Origin of the sequence: Streptomyces sp. NBC_00287 (genome assembly GCF_036173105.1) — a bacterium.
Taxonomy (GTDB): Bacteria; Actinomycetota; Actinomycetes; order Streptomycetales; family Streptomycetaceae; genus Streptomyces.
In genome coordinates this window covers 2,187,430-2,210,889 of record NZ_CP108053.1, presented here as the reverse complement: position 1 = coordinate 2,210,889, position 23,460 = coordinate 2,187,430, and the positions used below count along the sequence as shown (strand labels likewise).

Below are 23,460 nucleotides of genomic sequence, written 5' to 3'. Positions count from 1 at the left end.
CCACCCGCCCCGCCGTCACCCCCATCCGCCCTCCCACTGGCCGGTGACGGGGTCCGCCAGGACACTGGACGGGTGCGCACTGTCAAAGCGGCGGCCGCTGCCGTCACCATGGCCCTGGCCGTCGGCGCGGCAAGCGTGGCCGCCGGGCGACTCGCCAGCGACGCCGCGCTCAAGGCGCCCCCCGGCAGGCCCCTGCCCACCGAACCTCGGCTCACGGTGCACGGCACGGCGGCGGGCCAGATCACCCTCACCCGCGACCTGGCCTCCCTGCGCCCCGGCACCTACGGCCTCGGCGGCGACGGATCGCACGCGGTCGTAGGCCCCGTCCTCGGCACCGCGACCCACACCGCCGACACCGTCGTCCGCCGCCTCGAACGCGTCACCCACGGCACCTTCGCCCCCGGTGACCGCGTCTGGCTCACCCCGAACGTCTACGTCGGCGACCCCGGTGCCGCGCTCGGCCTCGACCACGCCGACATCGACATCCCCGGCGAACTCGGCCCGCTGCCCGCATGGTTCGTGCCCGGCACCCGCACCACCTGGATCATCACGGTGCACGGCCTCGGCACCACCCGCGAACTCTCCATGAACGTCCTGGAGTTCCTGAACGCCCGCCACTTCCCGGTCCTCGCCCTCGGCTACCGCGGCGACCTGGGCGCGCCCCGCTCCCCGGACGGCCTGAACCACCTCGGCGAGACCGAGTGGCGCGACCTGGACGCGGCGATCCGCTACGCCGTGCGCTACGGCGCCGAACAGGTCGTCCTGCACGGCTGGTCCACCGGCGCGACGATGGCGCTGCGCGCCGCCGCCCACTCCGGGCTCCGCGACCGCGTCTCGGGACTCGTACTGGACTCCCCGGTCCTCAGCTGGGAGGCCACCCTGCGCGCCCTCGCCGCCGCCCGCCGCACCCCGGGCGCTCTGCTCCCGCTCGCGGTACGCGCCGCGCAGGGCCGCACTGGCCTGTACGGCGACCATGCCGCCGCCGACGCGACCCCGGACCAGCTCACCGTGCCGACCCTGATCTTCCACGGCCCCGACGACACGGTCGCCCCCTGGATCCACTCCCGCCGCCTGGCCGACGCCCGCCCCGACCTGGTGGCCCTCAAGACGGTCAAACGCGCTCCCCACGGAGCCATGTGGAACGCGGACCCCAAGGCCTACGAGGAATCCCTGCGCCGCTTTCTGACCCCCCTCATGTGAGCACCCCGGTCGACGGCACCCCCCGGACCGGTCCCGCCCGTTCCGTTTAACCCGGTACAACTGGCCTGTTATCGGTCCCCCGCCGCCCGCCGGGCCCCGTGCGTTGGCCATCCCCGTCGCCCCTCGTGACATTCCGTTTGGGTTTTCGGACCGTCAACCGGAAGACTGCACCCGTGACGTCCCGTATCCCGCGCGACTCCAGGCTTCGACTCGTCCGCCCGCGACCCCTGGCCGCCGCCCCCAGAGCTGTGAACCAGCGGCGCCCCAGCCGCCCCGCACCCCGCCCTCCCGAGGGCACCCCGGCCCCCGCGGAGCTGGCCGGAATGGCGCGCTCCGGCCTGGCCGCGGCGGCCCGCGTCGCCCACTGGGCCGACGCCGCCCTGCGCCCCGGCCGCGACGGCGCCCACCCCGACGGCAAGGGCACCCTCTCCGACGAGACCGCCGAACGGGCCGCCGCCGACCTGGACCTGACCGTCGCTCAGATCCGCGCCGACTGGGACACCGCCCGCCTCGCGGGGCTGATCGAGGTGCACGGCGACAGCGCGCGCCCCGGCTGGCGCCTGCGCGCCTGGCACCGCGACGACAGTGCCGTACTGCGCGGCTGGGTCGCCCTCTTCGACGCCTGGTCGCTCGCCTACCCGGAGCCCGTCGACCACGAGCCCGCCGCCGTCGCCGAGGTCGTCTCGGCCATGCCTCAGGTGCTCTCCTTCCTCCAGTTGTCCGCGGGACCCGTGCCGGTGGCGCAACTCCTCGACCTGCTGGAGCAGCGCGTCACCGAACTGCGCACCGAGCGCTGCGAGATTCCTTACGGCCCGCAGCTCGAACCGGTTCACTCGGCGGCCGAGGACACCCCGCTCGCCCCCCTCCTCGACTGGGCCCTGTACGCCCTCGCCTCCGTGGGCGCCCTCACCTACGGCGACGGCCAGGCAACCCTCACGCCTCTCGGCAGCTGGGCGGTCTGGGTCAAGCTGGAGCAGATCTGCGTCGCCGCGCAGAGCCCGGCCGGGAACATCGAGCAGGCCGCCGAGGACATGCTCCGCGGCTGCGCCCAGCTCCGCCCCAACGCCGCCCGCGCCGAGTACCGCGCCTGGCTGGCGGCCCGCCCGGTCGGCAGCGCCGTCACCGAACTGATCGACGCCGCCCGCGGCGAGGACGCCCTGCTGCGCGGCCTCGCCTTCGAGGCGCTGCGGGTCGTGGGCGCCCCCGCCGAGCCCGACGTACGGTCTGTGGCCGAGGAGCCGGCCCTCAGGCCGTACGCCCTGCTGTGGCTGGCCGAGCACGACGGCGTCGACCCGGAGGACGCCCATGAGGTCCTCACCCGGGAAGAGGCCACCTGGCTCTGGGTCGACACCGCCGCCGCGGTCGCCGACCACGGTGAGGCGCCCATGCTCGTGCGCCACCTGGAGTCCGCGCTGCAGCCGACCGTCCCCGCCCTTCTGGACGAGGTCCGCGCCGTCGGTCACCCGCGCACGGTGCAGGTCCTGGTCGCCCTCGCGGCCGCCCACCCCGACCCGGCCCTGGCCAAGGCCGTCCGCCGCGCCGCCTTCCAGGTGCACACGGGCGGGAACTAGGACAGGTCCTAGCCCAGTCCTAGCCCCCTATCTCCGGGGCGTACGTGCCGAAGCTCCAGATGTTGCCCTCGGCGTCCCGGGCCATGTAGTCCCGTGAGCCGTAGTCCTGGTCCGTCGGGGGCATCAGGATCTCCACGCCGTGCTCCACGGCATGCCGGTGGTGGGCGTCGACGTCGTCCACGACGACGTACACCCCGGCCGGTCCCGCGTCCTTCATCAGCGAGTCGAACAGCCCGCCGCGGCCCTTGGAGCCGACCATGACCGCGCCGTTGCCCTGGGTCAGCTCGGCATGCAGCACCGTGCCGTCCTCGCCCTCGTACACCGTCAGCTCGGTGAAGCCGAGGGCCTCCGTGAGCAGCTTGATCGCCGCCTTCGCGTCCGCGTACAGCACCGTGGGGTAGATGCTCGGACGCCCGCCGTTCGTGCCTGCCATACCGATCACTCCTCGCCTGCCCTGTGCCGGAAAATCCCACCTGCCGCCAGTCTTCCAGCGACCACTGACAACGCCCTGCCGATCACCTCAGCGCCCCCGCGGCCATCCTCACCCCTCCCCCCGAGTCGGCGCCGGACGAAGGTCCGAACGGGCGACAGCCCCCGGCGCCGCCCGCGGCCCGCCGGTCCGCCCGCCCCGCGCGTGGCTACGCTCTGCGCCTGATCCGTGGGAGACCGCTGCCGAGGGAGCGTCATGGCCGTGCTGCACGCGATGCCGGCGCCGGAAAGCCCCCCGCACGGCCCCGAGCGGCCGTCCCGCCGCTTCCTCCCCGCGGCCCTCACCCTGCTCCTCGCCGCCCTCCTCCTCATTGCCGCTCACCAACTGCGCCCCACCCCCTACGCAGACCGCCTCACCGTCCACGCGCGCGTGGCGCACGCGACCGTGCCACGCGCCCAGGGGAAGGCCGTCGAGGCCCACGACCCCACCACCGGCACCCTCCTGTGGCGCCACACCCGCGACGGCCGCCACCCCCTCGCCGTGCTGCCCACGCGCGGGGACGCCATCGCCCTCTGGGACGACGGTCTCCTCACCGCGACCGACGGCCACACGGTGCGCTGGCATCGCGCCCTCCCCGCCGCCACCGACTGGCTCCCCGCCCTCGGTGCCACCGGCGTCCTGCGCCCCCTCGGCCGCGGCATGCTCGCCGTCGTCACCCCGTACCGCGTCACCGCGTACCGCCTCGCCGACGGCGATCTGCGCTGGGTGCTGCCCGCCCGCAAGGGCTGCGCCTTCGCACCCGCGCGTGCCGTACGCCACAACGGAGTTCTGCTCCTCGCCCAGCCCTGTGCGGGCGCGGCCTGGACGTCCCAGCTCATCGCGGTGGACGACCTGGGCCGGATCACCCCGCACCGCAGGCCCCTCGGCAATGAGGTCCCCGGCGGCAGAAAAACGCTTGCACGGCCCCGTTAGACTGGCCTCATGGCCATTCTCCTCGCGCATTAGACGGCGGGAACGTCCTCAGCCGCCCATCCCGCCAACGACCCCGCCCTGGAGTCTGTCCGTGATCTCCGCCTCCGGCATCGAGCTGCGCGCCGGTGCCCGCGTCCTCATCGAGTCCGCCACCTTCCGTGTCGCCAAGGGCGACCGCATCGGTCTGGTCGGCCGCAACGGCGCCGGCAAGACCACCCTCACCAAGTGCCTGGCCGGCCAAGGCATGCCCGCCGGCGGCACCATCACCCGCTCCGGAGAGGTCGGGTACCTCCCGCAGGACCCCCGCACCGGCGACCTCGACGTCCTCGCCCGCGACCGCATCCTCTCCGCGCGCGGCCTCGACGTACTGATCCGCAAGATGCGTGACAACGAACAGCGGATCGCCAACGGCCAGGGAGCCACCCGCGAGAAGGCGCTGAAGCAGTACGAGCGCCACGAGACGGAGTTCCTCACCAAGGGCGGGTACTCCGCCGAGGCCGAGGCCGCCACCATCGCCGCCGCGCTGAACCTCCCCGACCGGGTGCTCGGCCAGCCGCTGCACACCCTCTCGGGCGGTCAGCGCCGCCGTATCGAACTGGCCCGGATCCTGTTCTCGGACGCCGACACCCTGCTGCTCGACGAGCCGACGAACCACCTCGACGCCGACTCGATCATCTGGCTGCGCGACTACCTCAAGACCTACCGCGGCGGCTTCATCGTGATCTCCCACGATGTCGACCTGGTGGAGACGGTCGTCAACAAGGTCTTCTATCTGGACGCCAACCGCGCCCAGATCGACGTTTACAACATGGGCTGGAAGCTCTACCAGCAGCAGCGCGAGGCCGACGAGAAGCGCCGCAAGCGCGAGCGGCAGAACGCCGAGAAGAAGGCCGCCGCCCTGCACTCGCAGGCCGACAAGATGCGCGCCAAGGCCACCAAGACCGTCGCCGCGCAGAACATGGCCAAGCGTGCCGACCGGCTGCTCGCGGGGCTCGAAGCGGTCCGCGCCTCCGACAAGGTCGCCAAGCTCCGCTTCCCCGAGCCCGCGCCCTGCGGCAAGACCCCGCTGATGGCGGAGGGCCTGTCGAAGTCGTACGGCTCGCTGGAGATCTTCACCGACGTCGACCTGGCCATCGACAAGGGCTCCCGAGTCGTCATCCTCGGCCTCAACGGCGCCGGCAAGACGACCCTGCTGCGTCTCCTCGGCGGCGTCGAGCGGCCCGACACCGGCGAGGTCGTCGAGGGCCACGGCCTCAAGCTCGGCTACTACGCCCAGGAGCACGAGACCCTCGACCCCGAGCGCACGGTCCTGGAGAACATGCGCTCCGCCAACCCCGACCTCGACCTGGTCGAGGTCCGCAAGACGCTGGGTTCGTTCCTGTTCTCCGGCGACGACGTCGACAAGCCGGCCGGGGTCCTCTCCGGCGGCGAGAAGACCCGCCTCGCCCTCGCCACCCTGGTGGTCAGCTCGGCCAACGTGCTGCTCCTGGACGAGCCGACCAACAACCTCGACCCGGCCAGCCGCGAGGAGATCCTCGGGGCGCTGCGCACCTACAAGGGCGCGGTCGTTCTCGTCACCCACGACGAGGGCGCGGTCGAGGCGCTGCAGCCGGAGCGCATCATTCTGCTGCCGGACGGCGTCGAGGACCTGTGGGGCGCGGACTACGCGGATCTCGTCGCCCTGGCTTGATCGAATGACTGATCCACTGCGTATGGATCATTCGGCCGATCCGTGATCCATCATCTGTGTGAGATCTCCTCGTACCGAGGTGTGTCCTACATCCATTTCACGGCCGAGCCCTTTGTCGACAAGGGCTCGGCCGTCGCGCGTCCCTGACCTGGCACTTCGCGGAACAACCCGTTCGGCCCTACGGACATGCCATCGCGGAATCACAGATTCCCCTTGTGTGGACCTACTCCTGTCGTCAAATCCCGGTCTCACCGACCTTGCCGAATGGGTGGCCATGAAGCCCGGGAGGGGTGATCATGAGGAGACCAGAGCGCACTTCCCATGAGGAGGCACGGGTGGCCGAGACTCTGAAGAAGGGCAGCCGGGTAACCGGCGCCGCGCGCGACAAGCTCGCGGCAGACCTGAAGAAGAAGTACGACTCCGGTGCGAGCATCCGGGCGCTGGCCGAGGAGACCGGCCGCTCGTATGGCTTCGTGCACCGGATGCTCAGTGAGTCGGGCGTCACGCTACGTGGGCGTGGCGGGGCAACACGCGGCAAGAAAGCCGCGGGCTGACCCCGGGCGGCCCATCGGCTTCGATGGTGGCCACCCGGTCGGTCAGCTGATCGGCCGGGTGGTTACTGTGCAGTCACTTAAGCGACCGCACCCCATCGGAGGCGCCCCATGGCTTCGCTCGACCCGGTTCTCGACAAGGACGGCGTACGACTCACCGTCGACGACGCAGTCGCCACGGTGACGCTGGCCAACCCGGACAAGCGCAACGCGCAGAGCCCCGCTCTGTGGCGGGCGTTGACCGAGGCCGGTCGGCTGCTGCCCGGATCCGTCCGGGTCGTCGTGCTGCGGGCCGAGGGCAAGTCCTTCTCGGCCGGACTCGACCGGCAGGCGTTCACGCCGGAGGGTTTCGACGGCGAGCCGTCGTTCATCGATCTGGCGCGCGGCAGCGACGCCGAGCTCGATGCGACCATCGCCGAGTACCAGGAGGCGTTCACCTGGTGGCGGCGCAGCGACATCGTGTCCATCGCCGCTGTCCAGGGCCATGCCATCGGGGCGGGCTTCCAGCTCGCGCTCGCCTGTGATCTGCGCGTCGTCGCGGACGATGTGCAGTTCGCCATGCGCGAGACCAGCCTCGGCCTGGTTCCGGACCTGACGGGCACCCACCCCCTGGTGGGCCTCGTCGGCTACGCCCGGGCGCTGGAGATCTGCGCCACCGGGCGTTTCGTCACGGCCGAGGAGTCCGTCAGCACCGGCCTGGCGAACATCGCTGTGCCCACGGACCAGCTCGACGACGCGGTACGCGACCTCGCCGCCGCCCTGCTGGCCGCACCCCGGGACGCGGTCATCGAGACCAAGGCCCTCCTGCGCGGAGCGACCGGCCGCACCTACGACGACCAGCGCGTCGCCGAACGCGCCGCCCAGGCACGTCGGCTGCGGGACTTGGCGGGCGTAGGCGAATGATCCCTCAGGGCCTGGGCTCTCACCCGACGACGGTGGTGACCAGCACCGCCACCGTCGGGTGATCCGGCAGCGCCTTCGCGACCTTCTTGCGGACCGCCCGGGCCACGACCACGGCCCGGTGGTCCGCGTACACCGCGATCTCGACCCGGACATGACGCGCCGGGAGGGCGGCCTCGGCGCGCCGTTCCTCGACGTGCACCGCCCGGCCGAGGCCGCCCAGGGTCCCGGTCAGCCCGGCCACGCCCGGCACCGTCAGCGCGGCCGCGGCGGCCTGGGACTCAGCGGCGTCGGAGGACTCCCTGGCCGACGGCGGCTCCTGCGGCCGTACCGGAGCGGGCTCCGCCCCCTCGTCCAGCAGGGCCGTCACCCGTAGATCCACCTCCTCGACCGTCAGCCCCAGCCGCCGGTCCGCCGCCTCCGCCAGCGTCGTACGCAGCCGGTCCGCCACCGCGGGCAGCGGCTCCGCCGCCGTCGCCGCGAAATCCGCCGTCACCCGCAGCGCGCCGGGCGGCAGGGCGCTCGGCGGCGCCGGTACGACGGGCTCGCGCGCCCGCGCGGGATCGGCGAGCGCGATCCGCAGCGCGCCGAGGCGTACCCCCGGCAGGTCGTGCGCCGCGCGCCGCAGCGCGAAACCGGCCGCCTCCTCCGCGATCCACGCGCCGTCACGCGGCCCGCCCAGCGGCAGCAGCCTGCCGAGCCCCAACTGTTGCCGTACAGCCTGCGCCCATCCGTCCGCCGTCATTACTCCAGCCTGCCGCATCCCCGGGGCGCGATGGCGCAACCGCACTTACCGTGGTCGAAGGACGACGAACCGAAAGGGACGTACGGCGATGAGTGACACGACGCAGAAGCCCGAGGTCGAGCAGGAGCCGACCGTGCAGACCCGTAAGGCCGTCAGGCGCGGCGGCGGTGACCCGGCGACCCGGGGACGGACCACCATTGCCGACGGCGTGGTGGAGAAGATCGCAGGCCTCGCCGCGCGGGACGTCGTCGGCGTGCACGCGATGGGCAGCGGGATCAGCCGTACCTTCGGCGCGGTGCGCGACCGGGTGCCGGGCGGCGCCTCGAAGTCCGTCACGCGCGGGGTGAAGGCCGAGGTGGGCGAGGTGCAGACCGCGCTCGACCTGGAGATCGTCGTCGACTATGGCGTGTCCATCGCCGACGTGGCCCGGGCGGTGCGGGAGAACGTCGTCTCCGCGGTGGAGCGAATGACCGGCCTGGAAGTGGTCGAGGTCAATATCGCGGTGAGCGATGTGAAACTGCCCGAGGAGGAGGAAGAGGAGCTGGAGCCCCGGATCCAGTGACCCGTCCACCGCATCGCTGAGGGGAGCGCACCATGAGCATGGCCGTGGTCGGCATGATCGCCGGCATGGCGCTGGGCTTCGCCGGGTACTTCGGCGGGTTCGGTGCCTTTCTGCTGGTGGCCGCCCTGGGCGCCATCGGTTTTGTCGTCGGCCGGTTCCTGGAGGGGGATCTGGAGCTCGGCGACTTCTTCCGCACCCGTGACCGGCGCGACCGGCGGTGACATAGGTGACCGCGGACTCCGGTGAGGTCGGCAGACCCCGGGCCGTCGTGCCGCCCGGCGAGCGCGGCGCCACCCGGATCGCCGACCGGGTCGTGGCGAAGATCGCCTCCCAGGCGGCCCGCGAGGCCCTCGGCCCGCTGCCCGGTGCGGCGTCGCCGCCGCACGCGGGTGTCGTCGTAGCCCATGAAACGGCCCGTGTGCGCATCCATCTCGAACTCGACTACCCCACCGACATCGGCGCCCGCTGCGCCGCCGTGCGTCGCCATGTCGCCGAGCGGGTAGGCGCGTTGGTGGGCATGGAGGTGCCGGAGGTCGCCGTCCAGGTGGAACGGCTGCATCCGGCGCACGGCGCGGCACAGGGGAGGACGCGATGAGCGAGCCCCAGGGCTCCGAGGGCACCACACAACCACTGCCGGTCATCGAGAAGGCGGCCGACACCGACACACTCGACCAGTCCGCGTCGGCGGCCGCCTACGATCCGCCACCGCCCGTCCTGGACGGGGACGACGGCGCGAACGGCCGCTTCTGGTCGGCCCGCCGCGTCCCGGCCGCGATCGTCGCCCTGCTCCTCCTGGCCCTCGTCGGCCTGTTCCTCTACGACATCGCCGCCGTGCGCGCCGACCGGCCCGCCATGGCCTGGCGCCGCGAACTGGCGCAACAGCTCGCCGAACGCCCCCTCGACGACATCTGGGTACTGGTCGGCGCGGGCGCCGCCGCGGCCCTCGGCCTGTGGCTGATCGTGCTGGCCGCCACCCCAGGACTGCGCTCCCTGCTGCCGATGCGCCGCACCCACCCCGACGTACGCGCCGGACTCGACCGGGAGGCCGCCGCGCTGGTGCTGCGGGACCGGGCGATGGAGATCTCCGGTGTGCAGTCGGCCCGGGTCCGCATGGGCCGCAAGCGGGCCGACGTCCGCGCGGTCTCCCACTTCCGCGACCTGGACGACGTACGCGCCGACCTGGACGCCACGCTCGCCGACGCGATCCACGGCCTTGGCCTGTCCCGGCCGCCCGCGCTGTCGGTGCATGTACGGCGGCCCGGACGGAAGGGGTGAGCGCCGTGCTCAGGGTCGTCAACCGTGTGCTGCTCGGCCTCGTCGGCCTGGTCCTCGTCGTCCTCGGCGGCTCGGTGCTCGCCGTGGGCCTCGGTGTGAACCCCCCGTCCTGGTGGATCCACGACGGCAAGGACGACGTCCTGCTCAGCGACTCCGAGCGGACCCATTGGCGCGACGACGGCTGGTGGTGGCCGACGGTCATCGCCGTGCTGGCGGTGCTGCTCCTGCTCGCCCTGTGGTGGCTGACAGCGGTCCTACGGCGGCGTCGGCTCACCGAGGTCCTGGTCGACACCGGCGACGGCGAGGGCGCGTTGCTGCGGGGCCGCGCCCTGGAGACCGTACTGACGAGCGAGGCGGCATCGATGGACGGCGTCCAACGGGCGCACACCCACCTGACCGGCCGTCGGGCCGCCCCCGAGGCCCGCGTACGGCTGCTGCTGGAACCGCATGTGGACCCGGGCACGGCGCTGACCGACCTCACCGCCCAGGCCCTGACCCACGCGCGGGAGTCGGCGGGGCTGGCGTCACTGCCGGCGGAGGTCAGGCTGAGGGCGGCCAAGCACCGTGCGGAGCGGGTGAGCTGACAAACGCTCAGAAGCCGTGCCGCATGCCCCCGTCCACCGGCACCATGATCCCCGTCAGGTAGGAAGCGGCCGGAGACAGCAGGAACGCCCCGACGCGCCCGAACTCCTCCGGCGTGCCGTACCGCCGCAGCGGAATCCGTGCCTCGTTCGCGGCCCGGGTGGCTTCCGGATCGGCGGACATCCCGTCCAGCTCACGGACCCGGTCCGTGTCGATCCGCGACGGCAGCACCCCCACGACCCGGATGCCCCGCGGCCCCAGCTCATCCGCGAGGGACTTGGCGAACCCGGCGAGCCCGGGGCGCAGCCCGTTCGAGATCGTCAGCCCCGGAATCGGCTCGTGCACGGAGCCGGACAGCACGAACCCGATGACACCGCCCGCCTCCAACTCGGCCGCCGCCGCACGGGCGAGGCGCACCGCGCCGAGGAACACCGACTCGAACGCCGCCTGCCACTGCTCGTCCGTGTTGTCGGCGACAAAGCCCGCCGGCGGTCCACCGACGCTGATGAGAATGCCGTCGAAGCCGCCGAACCGCTCCCGGGCGGTGGCGATCAGCCGGGCCGCCGCCTCCGGGTCGGCATTGGCGACGGCCACCCCGACGGCATCCGGCCCGAGTTCGGCAGCCGCGGCCGCGGCACGCTCCTCGTCCCTCCCGGTCAGCACCACCTTCGCGCCGTCGGCGACGAGCTCGCGCACCACGGCGTTGCCCAGCCCGCGCGTCGCTCCGGTGACGATGTACACCCGGTCCTTCAGTCCAAGATCCATGGCCTCTATCCTGCCTCGTCCGCCCCGAACAGGGCGAGGGCGGTGTTCACCAGGCCGATATGGCTGAACGCCTGCGGGAAGTTGCCGAGCTGGTGGCCGGCGACGGGTTCGTACTCCTCGGACAGCAGCCCGACGTCGTTGCAGAGGCCGACGAGTCGTTCGAACAGCTCCCGGGCCTCCTTCGTACGGCCCGTCATGTGCAGCGCGTCCGCGAGCCAGAACGAGCACACCAGGAAGGTGCCCTCGCCGCCCGGCAGTCCGTCGACGACCGTCTTCTCGGCGCTGTAGCGACGCAGGAAACCGCCGTGGCCCAGCTCGTCGCGGACCGCGTCGACGGTGCCGGTCACCCGTGGGTCCTCCGGCGGCAGGAAGCCCACGCGCGGGATCAGCAGCAGGGAGGCGTCCAGCTCGCGCGAGCCGTAGTACTGGGTGAAGGTGTTCCGCTCGGGGTCGTACCCCCGCTCGCACACCTCCTGGTGCACCTCCTCGCGCATCGCGCGCCAGGCGTCCACATCGCCTTCCAGGTCAGGGTTCCGTTCCACCGCGCGCACCGCGCGGTCCGCGGCCACCCACACCATCACCTTGGAGTGGACGAACTGCCTGCGGCCCCCGCGCACCTCCCACAGCCCCTCGTCGGGCTGCCGCCACGCCGTGCACAGGAAGTCCATCAGCGCGACCTGGAGCGCCCACATGTGCGGCTCGGACGGCAGACCCGAACTGCGGGCCAGCGACAGCGAGTCCATGACCTCGCCGTACACGTCGAGCTGGAGCTGCTTCACGGCGTCGTTGCCGATCCGTACGGGTCCGGTGGCGGCGAAGCCGGGCAGCCAGGGCAGCTCCGTCTCGGGCAGCCGGCGCTCGCCGGCCAGGCCGTACATGATCTGCAGGTCCGCCGGGTCGCCCGCGACCGCGCGCAGCAGCCAGTTCCGCCAGGCCTCGGCCTCCTCCTGGTAGCCGGCGGACAGGAGCGCGCCGAGGGTGAGGGTGGAGTCGCGCAGCCAGCAGTAGCGGTAGTCCCAGTTGCGTACGCCGCCCAGTTCCTCGGGGAGCGAGGTGGTGGGGGCGGCGACGATACCGCCGGTGGGGGAGTAGGTGAGCGCCTTGAGGGTGATCAGGGAGCGGACCACGGCGTCCCGTTGCGGTCCGTCGTAGCGGCAGCGGGCCGCCCAGGCCTGCCAGTCGGAGACGCTGGCGTTCAGGGCCTCGTATGGGTCGACCAGCGGCGGGCGTGGCTCGTGCGAGGGGTGCCAGGTGAGGACGAACGCCACCGACTCGCCCTCGGCGACGGTGAATTCCGAGTAGGTGCACTCGTCCTCGCCCCAGGTGCGGACGTCCGGTTCGCTGCGCAGCCACACCGAGTCCGGGCCCGCCACGGCGACCCGGTGGCCGTCGGAGCGGCGCACCCACGGGGTGATCGAGCCGTAGTCGAAGCGCAGCCGGAGCATGCTGCGGACGGTCACTTCGCCGCGCAGGCCCTCGACGATCCGGACGATGTCGGGGGCGCGGTCCCGTTGCGGCATCAGGTCGGTGACGCGGACCGCCCCTTCGTCGGTCTCCCACTCGGTGTCCAGGACGAGCGTGTCCGGCCGGTAGGCGCGCCGGGCGCACCGGTCGGCCCCCGTGGGGGCGATACGCCAGTGGCCGTTCTCCTCGTCGCCGAGCAGCCGGGCGAAGCAGGCGGTCGAGTCGAACCGGGGCAGACACAGCCAGTCGACGGATCCGTCCATGCCGATCAGGGCGGCGGTCTGCTCGTCGCCGATGAGCGCGTAGTCCTCGATGCGGGGGTGCACGGGGTGCGGGTTCCCGGGAGGACGGGGCGGCAATCCGGGGCGGAGCCGGGGGAGTGATGCGCGGGGGGCGTGCGCGGGTGCACAGCGCTGGGTTCGCCTCTGCGCGGACTCGTCGGCCGGCGCCTCACACCGCCGCGGGTTCCGCCTCCGTCGTCGCGCCCTCGGCCTCTCGCTCGCGCCGGTCGCGCAGTTCGCGGCGTACCAGCACCACCCAGCCGATCGGGACGCCCGCGGCGAACAGCCACCACTGGATGGCGTACGCGTAGTTCAGCGCGGCGTTCTCGTCGCCGGGCTCGCCGAGCTGTTGCGGGGTGTCGCCCTTCGGTGCCGGGCCGGTCTGTGCCAGGTAGCCGCCGAGCACCTGGGCGTCGAGGCGCTGCGCCTCGTGCTCGCTGTTGATCAGCATGATCTGGCGGTCGGGCAGGCCCTTGAGGTTCTTGATGCCGCTCGCCTCGGTCGTCTCGTCGGGCATCAGCCGGCCGGTGACGGTGAGCTCACCGCTCGGCGGGGCGGGAACCTTCGGGAACGCGCTCTGGCTCGCACCCCGGTCGGCGGGGATCCAGCCCCGGTTGACCAGCAGCACCTTGCCGTCGTTCAGCACGAACGGGGTGAGGACGTGGTAGCCGACCTCGTCATCGGCGTTGGTGCGGCGGCGGACGACGACCTCGTCGTCGGTGTCGAAGTGCCCCTTGGCGGTGACGGTGCGGTACCGCTCGTTCGTGGTGACGGTGTGCCCGGGGGCGGTCAGCTCCTCCACGGGTACCGGCTTCGCGGACAGCGCGTCGGAGACCAGCTGATTGCGGGCGGCGCGCTCGTCGTAGCGGTGCATCTGCCAGAGGCCCAGCCTGATCATCGTGGGGATGAGGAGGACGGCGACCAGCGTGAGGATCACCCACTGCCGGGACAACAGGAAGCGGTACACCCCACGACCGTACAACTCGGTCGTGGGGTGTGTTCAGGCGGGTACGGGTCGGGGCGGGCTCACACCTTGTCGACGATCCCCACCTTCCCCTCCGCGCGGGCGCAGTGGGCACCGCAGTACCAGTGGCCCTCGACCTCGACGCCCTGCCCGATGATCTGGACGCGGCAGTGCTCGCAGATGGGGGCCATGCGGTGGATCGCACAGGCGAAGCAGTCGAAGACATGCACAGCGCCCTGCGCACGAATCTCGAAGGTCATCCCGTAGTCATTGCCACAAACTTCGCATCTCGCCATGCGCCACAGGGTGGGCCGTCGGCCCGGCGCGAGCGAGCGGGCGCCGGGCGAGTCGCACGGCAATCACCCATCCGTACGGTCACCGCTCCGACGCCGGTTCCACATCTCCGAGGAGCTGCCCGAACGCCGCCTCGTCGACGACCGGGGTCCCGTACTGCCGCGCCTTGACCACTTTGGACGTACCCGAGTCCGGGTCATTGGTGACGAGCAGGCTGGTCAGCCGGGAGATGCTGGTGGCGACATGCAGTCCGGCCTCGATCGCCCGGTCCTCCAGGAGGTCGCGCTCGACGGAGGTGTCGCCGGAGAAGGCGATCCGCATGCCCTGCTTGAGCCTTTTGCCCTCTTCGTACCGACCTGGGTTGGGATAGGGGCAGGCAGGTCTTTTGCGGGCAGGCCGCCAACTCGTCGGCCGGTAGCCGCCGTAGCTTCCCTGCTGCCGCGGCACGGCCCGGTCCGTCCACTCGGTCAGCGGCAGACACTCGTGCAGCGGAAGCCGTACGCCGCCCTCGGCCGCGGCCTTCAGGCTCGGCCGGAACGCTTCCGCCAGCACGCGCGCGTCGTCCAGCGCGTGGTGCGCGCGCTGCTGGACGACACCGAAGTGCGCGGCCAGCGACTCCAGCTTGTGGTTGGGCAGCGGCAGGCCCAGCTCCTTGGAGAGCGCGATGGTGCACAGCCGCTGCCGCACGGGCGCCTCGCGCTCCGCGCGCGCGTACTCACGGGCGATCATCTGCCAGTCGAAGACGGCGTTGTGCGCCACGAGCACCCGGTCCGCCAGGCGCGCGGAGAACTCCTCGGCGATGTCCGGGAAGAGGGGCGCGCCCTCCAGCACGTCGCTCGTCAGACCGTGGATCCACACCGGGCCCGGGTCGCGCTCCGGGTTGACCAGCGTGTACCAGTGGTCCTCGACCTCGCCGCGTGCGTCCAGCCGGTAGACGGCCGCCGAGATTATCCGGTCGTCCCGGGCCAGTCCGGTGGTCTCCACGTCAACGACCGCGTATCCCTTCGGATACGCGGTCGGCCACGCTGTGGGGGCGGACGCTGCCGGCGTACGGTCTTCGAGCATGGTCACTGAGGATACGGGCCGGGACTGACAGTCCCGTCCCACGGTCCCGGGTCGCCACCCCGTCAGGTGTCCTGCGGCGCCCGTCCGTTCGAGTGCCGAGCGGGGAGCGCGTCAAGTTCCTTCCCGCGCGGGGCCGTCCGGAGTGTCATCCTCCGGGGTGTGACGGAACCAGCGCATGACGAGGCCCACGGCGGCGCGCTCGGAGAACGGCTGAACTGGCTGCGGGCGGCGGTGCTCGGCGCGAACGACGGCATCGTGTCCACGGCCGGTCTCGTGGTCGGTGTGGCGGGCGCCACGGACGACCGCGCGGCCCTGTTGACGGCGGGTCTGGCCGGGCTGCTCGCCGGCTCGATGTCGATGGCGGCGGGCGAGTACGTCTCCGTCTCCACCCAGCGCGACTCGGAGAAGGCCGCCCTGGCCGTGGAGAAGCGGGAGTTGCGCGAACAGCCCGAGGCGGAACTGGAGGAACTGACCGAACTCCTCGAAGGCCGCGGCCTGTCCCGCGAGGTGGCCCGCGAGGCCGCGGAACAGCTCACCGCGCGGGACGCCCTGAAAGCGCACGCACGCGTGGAGCTCGGCATCGACCCCGACGCACTGACGAACCCCTGGCACGCGGCCTGGGCCAGCTTTTTCGCCTTCACGGCGGGGGCGCTGCTGCCGTTGCTGGCGATCGTCCTGCCTCCGTCCGCGGCCCGGGTCCCGGTCACCGTCGCCTCGGTCCTGGCGGCCCTGGTCCTGACGGGCTGGAGCAGCGCCCGCCTAGGAGCCGCGGCTCCGGGACAGGCGGTACTGCGGAACGTGGCGGGCGGGGCGCTGGCGATGGCGGTCACGTATGGAGTGGGGTCGTTGCTGGGGGCGGCGGGCGTTTAGTGGCTCCTATTGCGCTCCCGTTGGCAGAGATCGCCAACAAGTAAGCGCGTACCGCCGGTAATACTTGTGAGTAACAACGTCTAGCCCTGGCCGACCAGCGGTTCTACGGTGCCAGCATGCCGAACCTGCCCGATGTCGTGCTGTGGTCGATACCCGCCTTCGTCCTGCTCACCGTGGTCGAGATGATCAGCGTCCGTCTCCATCCCGACGAGGAGGCCGCGGGATATGAGACGAAGGACGCCGCGACCAGCCTCGGTATGGGGCTCGGCAGTCTGTTCTGGGACTTCCTGTGGAAGATCCCCATCGTCGCGATCTATACGGCGATCTATGAGCTGACGCCTCTGCGGGTGCCCGTCCTGTTGTGGACGGTTCCGCTGATGCTGCTCGCGCAGGACTTCTTCTACTACTGGTCCCACCGCGGCCACCATGTCGTGCGCATCCTGTGGGCCTGCCATGTCGTGCACCACTCCAGTGAGAAGTTCAACCTCACCACCGCACTGCGCCAGCCCTGGACCTCCCTGACCGTCTGGCCGTTCTACGTCCCTCTCATCGCCTGCGGTGTGCACCCGGCCGCGCTCGCCTTCTGCTCCTCGGCGAACCTCGTCTACCAGTTCTGGATCCACACCGAGCGCATCGACAAGATGCCCCGGTGGTTCGAGTTCGTGTTCAACACGCCCTCCCACCACCGCGTCCACCACGCCTCCCAGGGCGGCTATCTCGACCGGAACTTCGGCGGCATCCTCATCGTCTGGGACCGGCTGTTCCGGTCCTTCGTCGCCGAGACCGAGCGTCCAGTTTTCGGACTGACCAAGAACATCAACACGTACAACCCGGTGAAGGTCGCCACCCACGAGTACCTCTCCATCGCCAAGGACCTGAAGGCGGCCCGGAGTTGGCGCGACCGGGCCGGGCATCTCTTCCGCGGACCCGGCTGGCAGCCCGCCCCGGAACCGGCGCGGGAGAGCGTGTCGGCGTGAAGCGCGTTCTTCTGGCGGCCTTCGCTCTGGCCGCCCTCGTCGACCTCGGCTCCCTCGCCGCCGACTACGACCCCGGACACCTCGTCGCCAAGCCGCTGCTGATGCCGCTGCTCGCCGGGTACGCCGCCCTGTCCGGGGCGCCCCGGCTCCTGGTCGCCGCCCTGCTGTTCGGCTGGGGCGGCGACGTCCTGCTGCTGTCCGACGCCGAGCCCGCCTTCCTCGCCGGAATGGGCTCCTTCGCGGCCGGGCACGTCTGCTACCTGCTGCTGTTCAAGGGGCGCGGGGCGCACCAGCCGTTCTTGCTCGCCGGGTACGGCGTCGCCCTGACCGCCACCGTGGCCGCGCTCTGGCCCGACCTCCCGGCCGACCTTCGGGTACCGGTCGCCGGTTACAGCCTGCTGCTCACGGCCATGGCCTACCGCGCGGGCAGCCGGTTCGGCCTGCTCGCCGGGCTCGGCGGGGCGCTCTTCATGCTGTCCGACACCCTCATCGCGACCGGCGTCGCCGAGTGGCCCCAGCCGCCCCGGCCCGACCTGTGGATCATGCTCACCTATATTGCGGCGCAGATCCTCCTGGTCACTGGCACACTCAGAGCCCTCGAAGCGCGTCCGTATCCGGCGGCGACGTACGGTGAGGTGCGCTCGACCACCCTCTGAGCGCACCTCACGACCTCGCAGGAGACGACCTCGCCATGCGCGCCACGACCATCCACGCCCCGTTCGACATGCGGGTGGCGGACGTACCCGACGCCGTAGTCCAGCTGCCCACCGACGCCGTGGTCCGGGTGCTGCGCGCCTGCATCTGCGGCAGCGACCTGTGGGCGTACCGGGGCGAGGCGGAGCGGCAGCCCGGGCAGCGGATCGGGCACGAGTTCCTCGGTGTGGTCGAGGAGACCGGCTCCGACGTCTCCGGCGTGCAGACCGGTGACTTGGTCGTCGCGCCCTTCATGTGGTCCGACGGCGTCTGCGACTACTGCCGGGAGGGTCTGACCACCTCCTGCGAGCACGGTGGCTTCTGGGGCTCCGTCGGCTCCGACGGCGGGCAGGGCGAGGCCGTGCGCGTGCCCTTCGCCGACGGCACCCTCGTCCGGCTGCCCAAGGACGCCGCCTCCGACGAGCGGCTTCTGACCGCCCTGCTGACCCTGTCCGACGTCATGGGCACCGGCCATCACGCCGCCCTCACCGCGGGCGCCCGCCCCGGCGCCACGGTCGCCGTCGTCGGCGACGGAGCCGTCGGTCTGTGCGCTGTGCTGGCCGCCAAGCGGCTCGGCGCCGAGCGCATCGTCGCGCTCGGCCGCCACCAGGTCCGCACCGACATCGCGCGCCGCTTCGGCGCCACCGACGTCGTCGCCGAGCGCGGCGAGGCCGCCGTCGAGGCCGTCCGCGAACTCACCCGCGGCCAGGGCGCGCACGCCGTCGTCGAGGCGGTCGGCACCGAGCAGTCCATGCGTACGGCCGTGAACATCACCCGCGACGGCGGCGGCATCGGCTTCGTCGGCGTGCCGCACGGCAGCGGCACCGGGCTCGACCTCGGCGTCATGTTCGACCGGAACATCGCGCTGCGCGGCGGGGTCGCGCCGGTCCGCGCGTACATCCCCGAGCTGCTGCCCGACGTCCTGGAGGGCCGTATCGATCCCTCGCCGGTCTTCGACATGACGGTCGGTCTGGAGGGCGTGCCGGAGGGCTACAAGGCGATGGACGAGCGCATCGCGCTCAAGGTGATGGTCACCATCTGATCGGCACCGGCAGCGCCGTCAGCAGCCCCGACACCGCCACGACCACGCCCAGCGCGACGACCTCCACGCGCGCGGGGGTGCAGGCCGTGAGCGGGTCGGCGGCCCGGCTCAGCCGGATCCGCGCCCACAGGGCGAGCCCGGCGACGGCGGCCACCAGCAGCACCTTGGCGAGCAGCACGCGCCCGTACGCCGTCGTCGTCAGCTGCTCGACCACCGTCTCCGGCGGCATACGGCGCAGCGAACTGCACACCCCGGTCGCCGTGATGGCGGCGAGCAGTACGGCCGCCACGCGCGCGTAGAGCCCCAACAGCGCCGCACCGGTCGGCGGTCCGCCCCGCAGGCTCCGCAGGGCGTGCAGCAGACCGCCCGCCCACAGCGCCGCACACGTCAGATGCACCAGCGTCAGACCGGAGCCGACGAGGGGGGACTGCTCGGTCGTCGGATGGGCGCGCAGTGCCTCGGCGACGACGACCGCGGCCAGCGGCCAGACCTGGGTGCCGGGCCGCCGCGAGAGCGCGCACAGCCCGGCCACGGCGAAGGCGTTGACTTCCAGCAGCGCGAGTTTGCCGTCGCGGGTGGCGTACAGGCCGCCGACGTCGAGGTCGGAGAGGCTGTCCGGCACGAGGTTGCCGGTCGAGACGACGGAGGCGAGCCCGAGGGCGGCGAGGAAACCGGCGCCGGCCGCGTAGGGCGCCCAACTGCGGGGCGCGGCCGGGGGAGTGCCGGGCACCGAACGGGCCAGGCGGTTCACGAACAGCTCGCCGACCGGGACGCACAGGGCCGCGAACAGCACCGCCCGCAGCAGCGCGATGCCACCGACGCCGGGAGCTGCGGCCTCACCGGTGTCGTGCAGCGCGGCGGACGGCCCGAGCAGGGGGATCAGCGCCCCCAGTGCCACCAGTACGAGGACGGCGACGGCTCGGCCGGTATCGGGGCCCCGCTTCGGCCCGCTCGCGTCGGCGGCCCCCGATGTGGGTCTTATCAAGGTCACCTCATGATCTTCACCAGTCGTCCCAGAACCGGGCAAGCGCAGGAAAACAACTGGCGGTGCGGCATTCCGCCCATGAGTACGTTTTCGGACGCCACGGAACTCAGCCCCAGCGCGCCGAATCGGCGCCCCAGACCCCGGGCGCCCGCGCCCAGTCACCGGGCCCGCCCGCGAAGGACACCGGCGGCAGGGCGTACCGCAGCTTGCCGAGCGCACTGTCGGTTTCTGCGAGCCAGGGCTCCGGCCCGTCGTACGGCAAACCGCCCGCACCGCCCGCACCCCCCGCGCCGCTCACCAACCACCCCGCAGTGCGCGCCAACGCCAGCCGCACCACGCGCCCGTACCCCTCCCGCAGTTGCTCGGTCAGCGCCCGCAGTACCGCGCCCGCCAGCAAGTACCCCGTGCCATGATCGAGCGCCTGCGCGGGCAGCGCCCCCGGCTGTTCCCGCGAGCCCTCCACCACGGCAATCCCGGTGGCCGCCTGCACCAGGCTGTCGAACCCGCGCCGCCCACCCCACGGCCCGTACGCGCCCCACGCCGACAACTGCGCGATGACCAGACCCGGCCGCCGCTCCATCAGCGCTTCAGGTGACAACCCGAAGCGGTCCAGGGCGCCAGGTCGGTACCCCGTGACGACCACGTCCGCCGACGCCAGCAACTCCTCGAAGGCGCGCCGGTCCTTCGCTAGGTCCAACACCGCCGACCGCTTTCCGAACCCCGTGTCGGCGTGCTGGTCGGGCAGTTCGGGGTAGCCCGGAGGGTCGATGCGCAGCACGTCCGCACCCAGCAGGGCGAGGGTGCGGGTGGCGACCGGGCCCGCGATGACCCGGGTCAGATCCAGAACGCGTACGCCGGCGGCCGGGGGAGCTCCGTCCAGCGTCGGAAGCACACGCGCGCGTGCCGTGTCGAGGCGCTCGCGCTCGACCAACGGCCGCTCGGCCACTGCGACCGCCTGCGGATGCGCCGCCCACTCCTCGGGCGTACGCACCGCCACAGCGAGCCCTCCGGCCGCGTACACGGCCTCCTCGACCTCCAGGGCGGACCGCTCGGCAAGTGCCGCATCGAGAGAGTCCGCCGGACCGAGTGCCCTTAACAACCGCTCCCGATGATGCGGATAGTTCGCATGCGTCCGCACCCACCCGTCCCCGGTCCGCCAGAACCGAGACAGGGGAGCAAAGTTCACCGGAGCGCGCCCACCGATCAACAGATGCCGCTCACTCACAAACGCAGTGGCAACGGCCCCGTCGTCGATCCGAACCTCCGGCACCTCCCGAAGCCCGCCCCGCGCCGCCCCGAGCTCAGCGGCGGCCAAGGCACACACCCCCACACACGCGCGTGCCAACTCCCGTACGGGAAGGCGCCCCTGAAGAGCGCCCTCCCGCACCACGGTGGACGTCCGCGACAGCAGGGCGGGGTCGCCGCCCAGCGCGGACCAGGCGTACTTGATGTCGGTCATGACTGCACTATGCAGTATTGACCAAATCAACATGAGATGCGGCCGACCACCAAAGACGCACTTCCTTGCGCACGTCCGTCGGCCGCAGCACCCACCCCTGGGCGAGTGCGACCTCGGCGACGTACCGCCCGCCCACACCCCGGTAGTCGCGCAGCGGTATCGCGCACTCGGCCGGGGATCTCGGCTTCCTGGGCTCGAGCGGGGCCGAGGCACGGGCGGTCCAGCGCGCGACCACCGTGTCGACACGCGTCCTGTAGTACTCGGTGTCGCCCTCGTGCCGAAGTTCCGGCCAGCTCACGCACCAGGACGGCAGGCGGCTGAGGCGCTGGAAGGTGCGGCCCGTGTTGGTCGAGGCGATCGCCTCGGCGATCACGTCCACGAACGAGAGAACGACGGCAGCCGCAAGCCAGAACACGCAGAAGACGGGCAGGAACAGCACGGTCCCGAAGAAGCACAACGTCAACTGCCATCGAGGCCGGACCGGTTCAGGTACCCAAGTCGAAGGATCCTCGTACACATCCATGCCGGAGATCTTGCCGTACCCATGCGAAAGGGCCGGACAGTGGATCCATCCGGCCCTTCACACACGCGCGCGTGCCCGTTACTTCGTCACCGCGTCCAATGCGTCCGCCGTACCCCACCCATAGAACCCGTTGAGGTTCTTCGAGCCCTCGCACACCGCGTCGACCTTGCCGTCGCCGTCGATGTCGTACGGGTCCGTGCACGCCGTGGCGTCGGCCTGTGCGTACAGCAGGGCCTTGACCGCGGTCGGCGGGAGGTACGGATGCGTCGACTTGATCAGGGCGGCGACGCCCGCGACGTGCGGGGAGGCCATGGACGTACCGGCCATGTAGCCCCAGCGGCCGCCGGGGAGTGTGCCCAGGATCAGGCCGCTGGTGGCCGGCGGGGCCGGGGTCTGGAAGCGGGTCGAGTCGCCGCCGGGTGCGGCGATGTCGATCACGCCGAGACCGTGGTTGGAGAAGGACGACTTGATGCCCTTCGCACCGGTCGCCGCCACCGTCACGACACCCGGCAACTGGGTCGGGATGTCCAGGCACTTGGACGGGTCGACGACCCGGTCCGACGGCGTGCCGTCGTTCGGGGACACCGGGTCGGTGATCTCGTCGGCCGCGAGGTCGTAGTTCTCGTTCCCGGCCGCCGCGACGTTGACCGCGCCCTTCTTCTCCGCGTACCGCGACGCCCGTGTGATGGCGTCGACGAGCGCCCTCTGGTCCGGGTCGTTCTTGCAGTTGAAGTACCAGGGGTCGGTGTAATAGCTGTTGTTCGTCACATCGACGCCGTGCTCGGCCGCCCACACGAAGCCGCACACCACGGCCTCCGTGTAGAAGTACCCGGCGGTCGTCGACACCTTGATGCCGGAGACCTTCACGCCGGGCGCGACCCCGGTCATGCCGACGCCGTTCTTGGCGGCGGCGATCTCACCGGCCACGTGCGTGCCGTGCGCGCTCTCCGTCGGCCCAGGCCGCCAGGCGCCGTCGGCGGTGTCCGGCTTGCCCGTCACACAGTTGACCGACGCGTCGCGGTCGAAGTTGGGCGCGAGGTCGGGGTGGGTGTCGTCGACGCCGGTGTCGATCACCGCGACGGTGACGTCCCGGCTGCCCAGCGACGTCTCGTGCGCCTTGTCCGCCTTGATCGCGGGCAGGTCCCACTGGAGGGGCTGCAAGGGGTCCTGTCCGTCGGCGGCTTCGACGGCCGCCGCCTCCGCGGCACTGAGCACCTTCGGCGTGCCGACCTCCGTCGTCGACTGCGCGGGCAGCGGCGCGTTCCGGGTGTTGCCGGCCGAGGCCACCCCGGGCACCGTGCGCAGCGCCTTGGCGAAGTCGGGGTTCGCCGAGTGGACGACGATCACGCCGATCTGGTCGTACGAGGTGACGATCGTGCCGCCGGCCTCGGTGATGGCCCGCTCCACTCGAGGTGAAGGGCCGTGCCCGGGCTGGACGTTGACGACATAGCTGAGCGAGGTCGCGTCCGCCTCGGCCGCCGCCGACACATTCGGCAGCAGGGCGAGGGCCGTCGCCATGGCCATCCCGGCGGGGACGGCCAGCGCACGGCGAGAGCGCGAAAAGTGCGCTGTCATGGTGTCAGTCTCTCCCGTCAGTGGG

26 protein-coding genes are annotated in these 23,460 nt (G+C 72.0%); 15 read left to right on the top strand and 11 right to left on the bottom strand.

From position 1 onward, the window contains the following. Positions 1-72 precede the first annotated feature (72 nt). Together OHT76_RS10095 and OHT76_RS10090 are read left to right on the top strand one after the other, a co-directional pair. A complete protein-coding gene (locus OHT76_RS10095; RefSeq protein WP_328870426.1) occupies positions 73-1,200 on the top strand; it encodes an alpha/beta hydrolase family protein in 1,128 nt (375 codons plus the stop codon). A gap of 173 nt (positions 1,201-1,373) precedes the next feature. Then, positions 1,374-2,771 carry a hypothetical protein gene (locus OHT76_RS10090; RefSeq protein ID WP_328870425.1) on the top strand — a complete coding sequence of 466 codons (1,398 nt, stop codon included), beginning with the start codon at positions 1,374-1,376 and terminating at the stop codon, positions 2,769-2,771. 19 nt (positions 2,772-2,790) lie between these two features. On the opposite strand, the gene OHT76_RS10085 is transcribed toward OHT76_RS10090, so the two are convergent. Next, positions 2,791-3,204, bottom strand: a complete 414-nt coding sequence (locus tag OHT76_RS10085; protein WP_328870424.1) for a VOC family protein — start codon at positions 3,202-3,204, stop codon at positions 2,791-2,793. A gap of 252 nt (positions 3,205-3,456) precedes the next feature. Here OHT76_RS10085 and OHT76_RS10080 point away from each other — a divergent pair, with 252 nt between their 5' ends. The 4 genes from OHT76_RS10080 to OHT76_RS10065 all read left to right on the top strand — a co-directional run bounded on the left by OHT76_RS10080 (position 3,457) and on the right by OHT76_RS10065 (position 7,317). Further along, on the top strand, positions 3,457-4,173 hold the full coding sequence (locus tag OHT76_RS10080; RefSeq protein WP_328870423.1) for a hypothetical protein: 717 nt from the start codon (positions 3,457-3,459) through the stop codon (positions 4,171-4,173). Positions 4,174-4,264: 91 nt separating this feature from the next. Further along, positions 4,265-5,863: an ABC-F family ATP-binding cassette domain-containing protein gene (locus OHT76_RS10075; RefSeq protein ID WP_328870422.1), complete on the top strand. Its 1,599-nt coding sequence runs from the start codon at positions 4,265-4,267 to the stop codon at positions 5,861-5,863. Positions 5,864-6,198: 335 nt separating this feature from the next. Further along, positions 6,199-6,417, top strand: a complete 219-nt coding sequence (locus tag OHT76_RS10070) for a helix-turn-helix domain-containing protein (RefSeq protein WP_019758351.1) — start codon at positions 6,199-6,201, stop codon at positions 6,415-6,417. Between the two features lie 108 nt (positions 6,418-6,525). Then, positions 6,526-7,317 (top strand): enoyl-CoA hydratase/isomerase family protein, encoded by a 792-nt coding sequence (locus OHT76_RS10065; RefSeq protein ID WP_328870421.1) that lies wholly within the window; start codon positions 6,526-6,528, stop codon positions 7,315-7,317. A 19-nt stretch (positions 7,318-7,336) separates the two neighbouring features. Here OHT76_RS10065 and OHT76_RS10060 read toward each other — a convergent pair whose 3' ends face one another. Beyond that, positions 7,337-8,059 carry a nucleopolyhedrovirus P10 family protein gene (locus OHT76_RS10060; RefSeq protein WP_328870420.1) on the bottom strand — a complete coding sequence of 241 codons (723 nt, stop codon included), beginning with the start codon at positions 8,057-8,059 and terminating at the stop codon, positions 7,337-7,339. Between the two features lie 88 nt (positions 8,060-8,147). On the opposite strand from OHT76_RS10060, the gene OHT76_RS10055 reads away from it, so the two are divergent. Genes OHT76_RS10055 through amaP form a run of 5 tightly spaced genes read left to right on the top strand, consistent with a single transcriptional unit; the run spans position 8,148 to position 10,480 of the window. Further along, positions 8,148-8,621 (top strand): Asp23/Gls24 family envelope stress response protein, encoded by a 474-nt coding sequence (locus OHT76_RS10055; protein WP_328870419.1) that lies wholly within the window; start codon positions 8,148-8,150, stop codon positions 8,619-8,621. A 32-nt stretch (positions 8,622-8,653) separates the two neighbouring features. Continuing rightward, positions 8,654-8,842 (top strand): hypothetical protein, encoded by a 189-nt coding sequence (locus OHT76_RS10050; protein WP_328870418.1) that lies wholly within the window; start codon positions 8,654-8,656, stop codon positions 8,840-8,842. A gap of 5 nt (positions 8,843-8,847) precedes the next feature. After that, positions 8,848-9,216: an Asp23/Gls24 family envelope stress response protein gene (locus tag OHT76_RS10045; RefSeq protein WP_328870417.1), complete on the top strand. Its 369-nt coding sequence runs from the start codon at positions 8,848-8,850 to the stop codon at positions 9,214-9,216. After that, positions 9,213-9,896 carry a DUF6286 domain-containing protein gene (locus OHT76_RS10040; RefSeq protein WP_328870416.1) on the top strand — a complete coding sequence of 228 codons (684 nt, stop codon included), beginning with the start codon at positions 9,213-9,215 and terminating at the stop codon, positions 9,894-9,896. Before OHT76_RS10045 ends, OHT76_RS10040 begins: the two co-directional genes overlap by 4 nt. Continuing rightward, positions 9,893-10,480, top strand: a complete 588-nt coding sequence (gene amaP / locus OHT76_RS10035; RefSeq protein WP_328870415.1) for an alkaline shock response membrane anchor protein AmaP — start codon at positions 9,893-9,895, stop codon at positions 10,478-10,480. The genes OHT76_RS10040 and amaP overlap by 4 nt, the downstream gene beginning before the upstream one ends. Before the next feature lie 7 nt (positions 10,481-10,487). Here amaP and OHT76_RS10030 read toward each other — a convergent pair whose 3' ends face one another. The 5 genes from OHT76_RS10030 to OHT76_RS10010 form a co-directional block, all read right to left on the bottom strand. Then, a complete protein-coding gene (locus tag OHT76_RS10030) occupies positions 10,488-11,243 on the bottom strand; it encodes an SDR family oxidoreductase (protein ID WP_328870414.1) in 756 nt (251 codons plus the stop codon). 5 nt (positions 11,244-11,248) lie between these two features. Continuing rightward, on the bottom strand, positions 11,249-13,033 hold the full coding sequence (locus tag OHT76_RS10025; RefSeq protein WP_328870413.1) for a glycoside hydrolase family 15 protein: 1,785 nt from the start codon (positions 13,031-13,033) through the stop codon (positions 11,249-11,251). Positions 13,034-13,157: 124 nt separating this feature from the next. Beyond that, entirely contained in the window at positions 13,158-13,955 is a 798-nt protein-coding gene (locus OHT76_RS10020) for an SURF1 family cytochrome oxidase biogenesis protein (RefSeq protein WP_328870412.1), read from the bottom strand. Between the two features lie 59 nt (positions 13,956-14,014). Further along, a complete protein-coding gene (locus OHT76_RS10015; protein WP_315883292.1) occupies positions 14,015-14,248 on the bottom strand; it encodes a hypothetical protein in 234 nt (77 codons plus the stop codon). Positions 14,249-14,327: 79 nt separating this feature from the next. Beyond that, on the bottom strand, positions 14,328-15,311 hold the full coding sequence (locus tag OHT76_RS10010; protein ID WP_328870411.1) for a DEDDh family exonuclease: 984 nt from the start codon (positions 15,309-15,311) through the stop codon (positions 14,328-14,330). 159 nt (positions 15,312-15,470) lie between these two features. Here OHT76_RS10010 and OHT76_RS10005 point away from each other — a divergent pair, with 159 nt between their 5' ends. The 4 genes from OHT76_RS10005 (at position 15,471) to OHT76_RS09990 (ending at position 18,893) form a co-directional block, all read left to right on the top strand. Next, on the top strand, positions 15,471-16,181 hold the full coding sequence (locus tag OHT76_RS10005; protein WP_328870410.1) for a VIT1/CCC1 transporter family protein: 711 nt from the start codon (positions 15,471-15,473) through the stop codon (positions 16,179-16,181). 116 nt (positions 16,182-16,297) lie between these two features. After that, positions 16,298-17,158, top strand: a complete 861-nt coding sequence (locus tag OHT76_RS10000; RefSeq protein ID WP_328870409.1) for a sterol desaturase family protein — start codon at positions 16,298-16,300, stop codon at positions 17,156-17,158. After that, positions 17,155-17,814, top strand: coding sequence for a lysoplasmalogenase (locus tag OHT76_RS09995; RefSeq protein WP_328870408.1), 660 nt, complete (start codon positions 17,155-17,157; stop codon positions 17,812-17,814). Before OHT76_RS10000 ends, OHT76_RS09995 begins: the two co-directional genes overlap by 4 nt. 35 nt (positions 17,815-17,849) lie before the next feature. Continuing rightward, positions 17,850-18,893: a zinc-dependent alcohol dehydrogenase family protein gene (locus tag OHT76_RS09990; protein ID WP_328870407.1), complete on the top strand. Its 1,044-nt coding sequence runs from the start codon at positions 17,850-17,852 to the stop codon at positions 18,891-18,893. Here the strand turns inward: OHT76_RS09990 and OHT76_RS09985 are convergent. The 4 genes from OHT76_RS09985 to OHT76_RS09970 all read right to left on the bottom strand — a co-directional run bounded on the left by OHT76_RS09985 (position 18,883) and on the right by OHT76_RS09970 (position 23,435). Continuing rightward, complete coding sequence (locus OHT76_RS09985; protein WP_443049756.1) at positions 18,883-19,884, bottom strand: CopD family protein; 1,002 nt, start codon at positions 19,882-19,884, stop codon at positions 18,883-18,885. The genes OHT76_RS09990 and OHT76_RS09985 overlap by 11 nt on opposite strands. A gap of 100 nt (positions 19,885-19,984) precedes the next feature. Beyond that, positions 19,985-21,337 carry a CoA transferase gene (locus OHT76_RS09980; protein ID WP_328870406.1) on the bottom strand — a complete coding sequence of 451 codons (1,353 nt, stop codon included), beginning with the start codon at positions 21,335-21,337 and terminating at the stop codon, positions 19,985-19,987. A gap of 7 nt (positions 21,338-21,344) precedes the next feature. Further along, entirely contained in the window at positions 21,345-21,776 is a 432-nt protein-coding gene (locus OHT76_RS09975; protein WP_328870405.1) for a hypothetical protein, read from the bottom strand. A 162-nt stretch (positions 21,777-21,938) separates the two neighbouring features. Next, a complete protein-coding gene (locus OHT76_RS09970) occupies positions 21,939-23,435 on the bottom strand; it encodes a S8 family peptidase (RefSeq protein ID WP_328870404.1) in 1,497 nt (498 codons plus the stop codon). Positions 23,436-23,460 lie beyond the last annotated feature (25 nt).